The sequence below is a fragment of the Nocardia abscessus NBRC 100374 genome (assembly GCF_000308455.1).
GTDB lineage: Bacteria > Actinomycetota > Actinomycetes > Mycobacteriales > Mycobacteriaceae > Nocardia > Nocardia abscessus.
In genome coordinates this window covers 1-7956 of record NZ_BAFP01000138.1, presented here as the reverse complement: position 1 = coordinate 7956, position 7956 = coordinate 1, and the positions used below count along the sequence as shown (strand labels likewise).

6 protein-coding genes are annotated in these 7956 nt (G+C 69.2%); 1 reads left to right on the top strand and 5 read right to left on the bottom strand.

The annotated features are described in order from the left end of the window. A partial coding sequence (locus tag ON19_RS27460) for an ATP-binding protein (RefSeq protein WP_051169358.1) occupies positions 1–2564 on the top strand: 2564 nt, incomplete at its 5' end. Between the two features lie 58 nt (positions 2565–2622). Here the strand turns inward: ON19_RS27460 and ON19_RS27455 are convergent. The 5 genes from ON19_RS27455 to ON19_RS27435 form a co-directional block, all read right to left on the bottom strand. Then, on the bottom strand, positions 2623–3456 hold the full coding sequence (locus ON19_RS27455) for an ABC transporter permease (protein ID WP_043698994.1): 834 nt from the start codon (positions 3454–3456) through the stop codon (positions 2623–2625). A gap of 114 nt (positions 3457–3570) precedes the next feature. Then, positions 3571–4563, bottom strand: a complete 993-nt coding sequence (locus ON19_RS27450; protein WP_043698992.1) for a daunorubicin resistance protein DrrA family ABC transporter ATP-binding protein — start codon at positions 4561–4563, stop codon at positions 3571–3573. Between the two features lie 554 nt (positions 4564–5117). Further along, the gene (gene menE / locus ON19_RS27445; RefSeq protein WP_043698990.1) at positions 5118–6278 is read right to left on the bottom strand and encodes an o-succinylbenzoate--CoA ligase; all 1161 of its coding nucleotides are present in this window, start codon (positions 6276–6278) and stop codon (positions 5118–5120) included. Positions 6279–6612: 334 nt separating this feature from the next. Further along, positions 6613–7008, bottom strand: a complete 396-nt coding sequence (locus ON19_RS27440; protein ID WP_043698988.1) for a VOC family protein — start codon at positions 7006–7008, stop codon at positions 6613–6615. Between the two features lies 1 nt (position 7009). Then, positions 7010–7903, bottom strand: coding sequence for a 1,4-dihydroxy-2-naphthoyl-CoA synthase (locus tag ON19_RS27435; protein ID WP_043698986.1), 894 nt, complete (start codon positions 7901–7903; stop codon positions 7010–7012). Between the last annotated feature and the right edge of the window lie 53 nt (positions 7904–7956).

The following is a 7956-nucleotide window of genomic DNA, read 5'->3' as shown; positions in this document are numbered from 1 at the left end:
GGTCGCGGAGCGGGTTCGCGGCCGATTCGACGCCTCTGGCCGGTGCCTCCGTCGCTGCGGAACCGCAGCCCGCCGGGATCGGCCTGCGTGCCGCGCCCAACGCGCTGCTCGGCCGGACGGACGATCTCGCCGCGATCACCGCCCTGCTGCGAGACTGCCGGGTGGTGACCGTGCTCGGTCCGGGCGGCGGGGGCAAGACCAGGGTCGCCAACGAACTCGGCGCGCGGGTGGCGGGCACCCGCCCGGTGGCGCTGGTCGAGCTGGCGTCGGTACGTGCCGAGGGCGGCGACGCCCGAGTGGAGATCGAGGCGGCGATCGCCGCGGTGCTCGGACTCAGCGACGTCACCTTCGACACGGCGGCGCTGCGCTCCGGGCACACCGTCGATCTGCGCAAGCGGTTGCGTGACGCGGTGTCGGCGCGCTCGATGCTGCTGATCCTGGACAACTGCGAGCACCTGATCGACGCCGTCGCCGTGGTGGTCGCCGACCTGATCGGCGCAGCGCACCGGCTGACCGTGCTCACCACGAGCCGCTCGCCGCTGACGATCACCGCCGAAACCGTGTATCCCTTGCCGCCGCTGACCATCGATCCGGCAGGATCGCCCGCCACCGAGCTGTTCGCCGCGCGCGCCAGAGCGGTTCGCCCCGCGGTCCGGTTGGACCCGGAGGTCGTCGCCCAGCTCTGCCACACCCTCGACGGGCTGCCGCTGGCCATCGAGCTGGCCGCCGCCCGAGTCCGGGTGATGAGCGTCGAGGAGATCAACGAGCGGCTGGCCGATCGGTTCGCGCTGCTGCGCCACGGCGATCGCAGTTCGCCCGAAAGGCACCGCACCCTGCACGCGGTGATCGACTGGAGCTGGAACCTGCTGGACACCGAGCAGCAGGCGACACTGCGCCGGTTGTGCCGCTTCCCAGCCGGTTTCACGCTGTCGGCCGCCGAGGTGGTCGCGGGCGGATCCGACGTGACCGACGTCGCCGCGGCCGTCGACGGTCTGGTCAACCAATCGCTGCTCACCGTGCTGGACGACGAAATGCACGGCACCCGCTATCGCATGCTCGAGACTGTGCGGGAATTCGGTGAGGAACAGCTGGCCGCTGTCGCGGGCGAGCCGGACTCGGTCGACACCCGGATGATGCGGTGGGCCAGGAACTATGCCGACGACGCGGCGAGCCGGTATGCGACCGGTGATCAAGTCCGCCTCGCGCTCTCCGTGGCGGCGGAGCTGGACAACTTGCTCGCCGCGCTGCGCTGTGGCATCGAACGCCGCGACGCCGCGACGGCGTACACGGTGTTCCCGGTCGTAGCGACGCTGTGGATGATCCGCGGATCGCACCTGGAAGTGATCGCCTGGGCCGAGCGGGTCATCGAAGTTCCGGCGGTCGGCTTCGGCCCGGAGGGCCCGCATCCGGACCTCGTGCTCGTCACCTACCAGATGATGTTCCTGCATCTCGCTTACACCGACGGCAGCATGCGGGAACTTGCCGAGCTGCGTCTGCGCGTGCGCCGATTGCTCCGGCACCACTCCGAAATCAGTGAGCGAAACCTGTTCGTCGGCCGGGTCGTGCTCACCAGAGCCGACGGACGCGGGCTCAGCAGACTGTTCGCCGAGGCGGCGCATTCGGCTGATCCGGAGACCAGGGCCGCGGCGCTGTTGCTGCGGGCCAACATCCGGGAGAACGGCGGCGACGTGCGCGGCTCCAGCATCGACGCGATCAAGGCGCTGGAGGCTTTCGGGCACGAGAACGTCTGGAGCGTGGCCATGGTGTCCAGGCACCTCGGACAGGTCTGTGGACAGATCGCCCAGTACGCCGAGTCGGTGACCTATTACCGCCGGGCGCTCGACTTGCTGCAGCGGCTCGGCGCTTACGAGGACACCGTGGAGACCCGCAGCATGCTGGTGGCCTCGCTGGTCGGCAGCGGCGAGCTGGAGCAGGCTCGCCGCGAACTGGACCTCGCGTTCGGCACGCCGGAGCTGGAAAGCTCGTCCTTCGGACAGAATCGACTGCTGTCCACCGTGATGCAGAGTTCGGCCGAGGTGGCATTCGCGGAGGGTGACGCCGCGGGCGGTCTCGCTCGCTACGAGCGAGCGCTCGAACTGTTCGGCTGGCCGGACGGCGCGATCGGTCCCGGCCCTGGAGCCCTGATGCTGGGTGCGACGGCGCTCGCCGCGCTGGTGATCCACGGCTCCGCCGACACGGGCGCGGCGCTGTCCGCGCAGCTGGCCGAACTCACCGTGCCGATGATGTCCCAGTATCGGGACCTGCCGCAGCTCGGCGCCGTGGCCTGCGCGATCGGCTCGTATCTCATCGCGGTCGACCGCCGGGTCGGCCTGGGTCTCGAGTTGCTGGTGCTCGCTGCGAACGTCTTCTGCCGTCAGGATCACCCCTCGATGCGCTGGCAACGGCACCTGGACGCGGCCACCGCGAAGCTCGGCGCCGGCCAGGTCGCCGAAGCCCGCCGCCGCCTCGGTCACCTGCGCCGGAACGACTCCGCCGACCGCATCCTGCGAATGCTGCGGGAATTGAACAACAGTCACCGACCAGGCGCGGGCCCGCGAACATGACGGTGGCACGCCGGGTGACCACTCGTCACCCGGCGTGCCACCGCTTCGCATGCGCGCCTCACGCCCGCCGCATATAAGCCTTGACCGTGAGCGGTGCGAAGATCGCGATGACGACCAGCGAGCCGATCAGTGACCAGGCCAGGTCACCGCCGAAGGACGTGCCGTTCATCAGTCCTCGGCATGCGTTCACCATGTAGTACACGGGATTCACGTGATTGAGCCCCTGCATCCAACCCGGCATCGTGCTCACCAGCGCGAAGGCGCCGGACATGAAGGTCAGCGGGAACATGATCATCATCGAGATGCCCTGCACGCCCGCCGCGCTCTTGCCGGTGACGCCGACCAGCGCCCAGATCCAGCTGATCGCGAACGAGCAGACCACGATGACCAGGCCCGCCGCGACGACGCCGATCACGCCGCCCTCCGGGCGGTAGCCGATGGCGACGCCGACGACGATGGTCAGCACGGTCGCGATGACGTAGCGCACCATATCCGCCAGCAGCGCGCCCGCCAGCGCCGAGATCCGCGCGATCGGCAGGGATTTGAAACGGTCGAAGACACCCTTGTCCATGTCCTCGCGCAACTGGGTGCCGGTGACGACCGACGTGAGCACCACCGTCTGCACCAGGATGCCGGGAATCAGGACCGGCAGGTAGTCCCGCACGCTGCCGCCGATGGCGCCACCGAAGATGTAGGCGAACAAGGCGGTGAACAGGATCGGCTGGATCGTCACGTCGAACAGCTGCTCGGGCTTGTGCTTGATCTTCAACAGGCCGCGGTAGGCCATGGTGAACGAATTCGCCACGGTCTGGCCGAGCGGTATGCGATTGCTCGCTTCGGGAATCGCCTTCGGCGTCGCACGGGGCGCCTCGGTCGCGGTGATGGTGGTCATGCTCTGTTCCTTTCGGCTTGCGCGGGCCCTACGTGGTCATGCGGGCTGCCGCTCGCGGGCCTGAGGCTCACGCTGTGCTCCTTGTCGGCCGGGCTGCCCCTGCGGGCCTGACGCTCATGCCGCGCTCTGCTCGGAATCGTCGGTGGTGTCTTCGGCCGGGTGACCGGTGATGGTGAGGAAGACCTCGTCCAGGCTCGGCTTGGTCACGGTGATCTCGTCCACGCCGATCTCCCACTCCCGCAGGCGGATCAGCAGATCAGCGGTGACGCCCGCGTCGGCCAACGGTGCGGTGAGCCGCCCGGCCTCCGGGGTGATCTGCGCTTCGACACCGAGGAAATCGCCGATGATGCGGCGTGCCTCGGCCAGTTGGTCGCGATCGACGAGGGTCAGGTGCAGCGAGGAACCGCCCACCGAGGCCTTCAGCTCGTCGGCGGTGCCATCGGCGATCACCTTGCCGCGGTCGATCACCGCGATCCGGTCGGCCAGCTGGTCGGCCTCGTCCAGATACTGCGTGGTGAGCAGCACCGTCGCGCCCTCGCGGACCAAGCGGCGGATGGTCTCCCACATCTGGGCGCGGGTGCGCGGATCCAGGCCGGTGGTCGGTTCGTCCAGGAACAGCAGCGGGGGCGTCGCGATCAGGCTGGCCGCCAGGTCGAGGCGGCGTCGCATACCGCCGGAGAAGTTGCGCAGCGGCTTGTTCGCCGCCTCGGTGAGATCGAACTCCTCCAGTAGCTCGACCGCCTTGCGGCGGGCATCGATCCGGCTCAGGCCGAGCAGGCGGGAGAAGACGATCAGATTCTCGGTGGCGGTCAGGTCCTCGTCGACCGAGGCGTACTGGCCCGTGACACCGATCAGCGAGCGGACCGCCGTCGGCTCCGCGACCACGTCGTGGCCGAAGATGCGGCCGCTGCCGCCGTCCGGTCGCAAGAGCGTCGCCAGCATGCGGATGGTCGTGGTCTTCCCTGCGCCGTTCGGACCGAGCACGCCGTACACCGCGCCCTGCGGCACCGCCAGACTCACGCCATCGACGGCCCGCTGTTCCCCGAACACCTTGACCAGGCCGTCCGCCTCGACGGCGAGCGCTGAAGTTGGTGCGAATGAAGTCATGCCGATAACTGTGGTTCGTCGAACTTGCACGGCTCTTGCACGGCTCTGTCTTTTGGCGTCGCCTGCGGCGCCGCGAACGGCGCATGCTAGGTCTCGCTTCGCTCGAAACCTGGGGTTTCGGTGAGCTGGGCGCGTTCGTGGGCGAGCCCACGGCATCGGGTGCGCAGCCGGAGGGTTGATCATCTGTGTGATCGGTGATCGGTGATCGGTGATTGCGGCCTGTGCGGTGGCTGCTCGGATGTGGGTCGGGCCGTGGTGGCCGGATGCTAGGTCTTGCTCGGCTCGGAATCCGGGGCGAGTCGAGTGTGTGGTCGAGTTCAAGGGATTGCGCACCGAGTCGGAGGGTTGATTGCCGGGGCGAGCGGTAGTAGGCGGTTGCGGCCTGCGCGGTGGCCGCTCGGACGCGAGACGGGCCGTGGACGCCAACGCCTCAGTGCTCGGCGTTCGCGGCACCTTCAGGGCTCGGGTCCGAGCGGTGGCTGCTTCGTCGCGTATGCGCGGCGTTAGGGCCAGGGGTGGTGGCGGAGAGGGGTATCGCGCCTGCCGGGCGAGTGCTAGTGGGTCGATTCGGCCAATAGGTATTCGCGGAGTTTGGCGCGGTCGGGCTTGCCCGGGCCGCGGAGGGGGAACTCGGTGAGGACGGCGAGTTCGCGGGGGGCGGCGATGGAGTCCAGTTCGGCGGACACGTATTCGCGTAGCTCGGCCAGGTCGGGCGTCGCACCGGGGGCGGGGATCACCGCGACGGCGACGCGCTGGCCGAGTCGTTCGTCCGGCAGGCCGAGGACCACCACCTCGCTGATCGCCGGGTGGTTGATCAGCACGGCCTCCACGACCTGCGGGAGCACCAGCAAGCCGCCGGTCGTGATCGCCTCGTCGAGCCGTCCGGTGATGCTCAGCACGCCGTTGTCGAAGGCGCCCGCGTCCTCGGTGCGGAACCAGCCCGGTTCGGCGAAAGCGGGATGGTCGGGCTGATTGCGGTAGCCCGAGGCGATCATCGCACCGCCCAGCACGACCCGGCCCTCTTCGATCCGGACCTTCGTGCCCTCCAGCGGCACGCCGTCGTATACGCAACCGCCGCAGGTCTCGCTCATGCCATAGGTGCGCACCACGGTGATGCCGGCGGCTCGCGCGCGCTCGTAGACCGGCAGCGGCGTGGCCGCGCCGCCGACCAGCACGGCGTCGAGCTGGGCCAGCGCGGTGGTGGCGACCGGCGATTCGAGCGCTTTGATCAACTGGGTCGGCACCAGGGACGTGTACCGCCGTTCACCGCGCATGCCCGTGATGGCGCCCGCCAGGGCCTCGGGCAGGAATCCGCCGGACACGTCCAGCACGGTGGGTTCGGTCCCGGCCAGGATGCTGCGCAGCAGCACCTGGATACCGGCGATGTGATGGGTCGGCAGGGCCAGCAACCAGTTGCCGGGGCCGCCGAGCCGGTCGTGCGTGGCGGTGCCGCTCGCGCGCAGGGCCGCCGTGCTGAGCATCGCGCCCTTCGGCACGCCCGTGGTGCCGGAGGTGGTCACCACCAGAGCGATCTCGTCATCGATCGGCTCGCCGGGCGAGAGGGCGTCGCTCAGTCGTCTGGCCTCGCGCCGGTCGCTGGCGGGAATGGGCAGCCAGGCGGCCCCGTTACCTTCCAGCGCCCCCCTCAGGTGGGGCATGACGTCGCCGAGACCGGACCCCGTCGGCATCACCAACGTTCGCAGTGTCTTACTCATGCCGTGCCTCGCCGTTCGCCCGGCTCCGTCGTGCCCAGAGCCGCTGTGCTCATGGCTCGCTCGGTGCGCTCCCTCACGGTAGGGATCGTGTCATGCCCGCGCCGCCGCGCGCGGAACGGGTCGGTGTGCCGGAGCCGCGCAACCACGCAGCGGCCACCCGGACGGATCGGGGCTCAAGTACGACAGGCATCGAGACTGCGATTCACTCGTCGGACGGGACACGGACACAGCCGGCCCGGACGTCGGCGGTCGGGTGGCCGTCCGAGCGTTATCGTCCTCGCCGGGTGTCCGGTTGGCAACTCGGCGCGGCTCGCCGAACTACCGAACGGAACGGTCACTCCGGCGGTGACCAGCGCGAATCCCGTCTGATCGGATGTGACGGCGGCACCTCGACGAACACGACCGGCACACCGTCGGGATCACGCACCCACATCTCGTGCAGGCCCCACGGCTCCTCGACCGGGGCGCGGTCGATCGCGATGCCCTTCAGCGCCAGCTCGGCCGCGGCGTCGGACACATCGCGCACCTGGAGCCAGATGGCGCCCTCGAAAGACGACGATTTTCCCGAACCGCCGTGCGCGGCCACCTCGATCAGCGACTGTCCGGCGAAGAAGACCGTGCCGCCGGGATACTCCCGCGCGATGGCCAGTCCCAGCCCGTCCCGATAGAACGCGAGCGTGGCCTCGTAGTCGGCGGGCCGCAGGATGATCCGGCTGCTGAGGATGTCCATGTCAGAAATGCCAGGGGTAGGGGGTCCAGTCCGGCTCGCGTTTCTGCAGGAACGCGTCACGGCCCTCGACGGCCTCATCGGTCATGTAGGCCATCCGCGTCGCCTCGCCCGCGAACAGTTGCTGGCCGACCAGTCCGTCGTCCAGCAAATTGAACGCGTACTTGAGCATCCGCTGGGCCTGCGGGGACTTGCCGTTGATGTCGGCGGTCCACTCCAGGGCGACGTCCTCCAACTCGGCGTGGTCGACGACCTTGTTCACCGCGCCCATCTGGTGCATCTCCTCGGCGGTGTACGGGCGGCCGAGGAAGAAGATCTCGCGGGCGAACTTCTGGCCGACCATCTTGGCCAGGTACGCGCTGCCGTAGCCGCCGTCGAAGCTGCCCACGTCGGCGTCGGTCTGCTTGAAGCGGGCGTGCTCGCGGCTGGCCAGGGTGAGATCGCAGACCACGTGCAGGCTGTGACCCCCACCCGCGGCCCAGCCGTTCACCAGCGCGATCACCACCTTCGGCATGAAGCGGATCAGCCGCTGCACCTCGAGAATGTGCAGCCGGCCCGCACGGGCCTGATCGACCGTGTCCGCGGTGTCGCCGCTGGCGTACTGGTAGCCGCTGCGGCCACGGATGCGCTGGTCACCACCGGAGCAGAAGGCCCAGCCGCCGTCCTTCGGGCTGGGACCGTTGCCGGTCAGCAGGACCGCGCCGACGTCCGGGGTCATCCGGGCGTGGTCGAGGGCCCGGTAGAGCTCGTCGACCGTATTCGGCCGGAACGCATTGCGCACCTCCGGCCGATCGAAAGCGACACGCACGGTGCCCTGCTCGACATGCCGGTGATAGGTGATGTCGGTCAGATTCTCGAATCCCGGAACGGGCCGCCACAGCTTCGGATTGAACGTCACCCTTGTGATTATTGCTGTGTTCGATTTGCCGCGCCTTCGCGCGGCGTGTTCGC

Excerpts from the sequence above, each read along its gene's own strand:
- ON19_RS27455 (WP_043698994.1), bottom strand. The coding sequence starts at position 3,456 with ATGACCACCATCACCGCGACCGAGGCGCCCCGTGCGACGCCGAAGGCG.
- ON19_RS27450 (WP_043698992.1), bottom strand. The coding sequence starts at position 4,563 with ATGACTTCATTCGCACCAACTTCAGCGCTCGCCGTCGAGGCGGACGGC.
- menE (WP_043698990.1), bottom strand. The coding sequence starts at position 6,278 with ATGAGTAAGACACTGCGAACGTTGGTGATGCCGACGGGGTCCGGTCTC.
- ON19_RS27440 (WP_043698988.1), bottom strand. The coding sequence starts at position 7,008 with ATGGACATCCTCAGCAGCCGGATCATCCTGCGGCCCGCCGACTACGAG.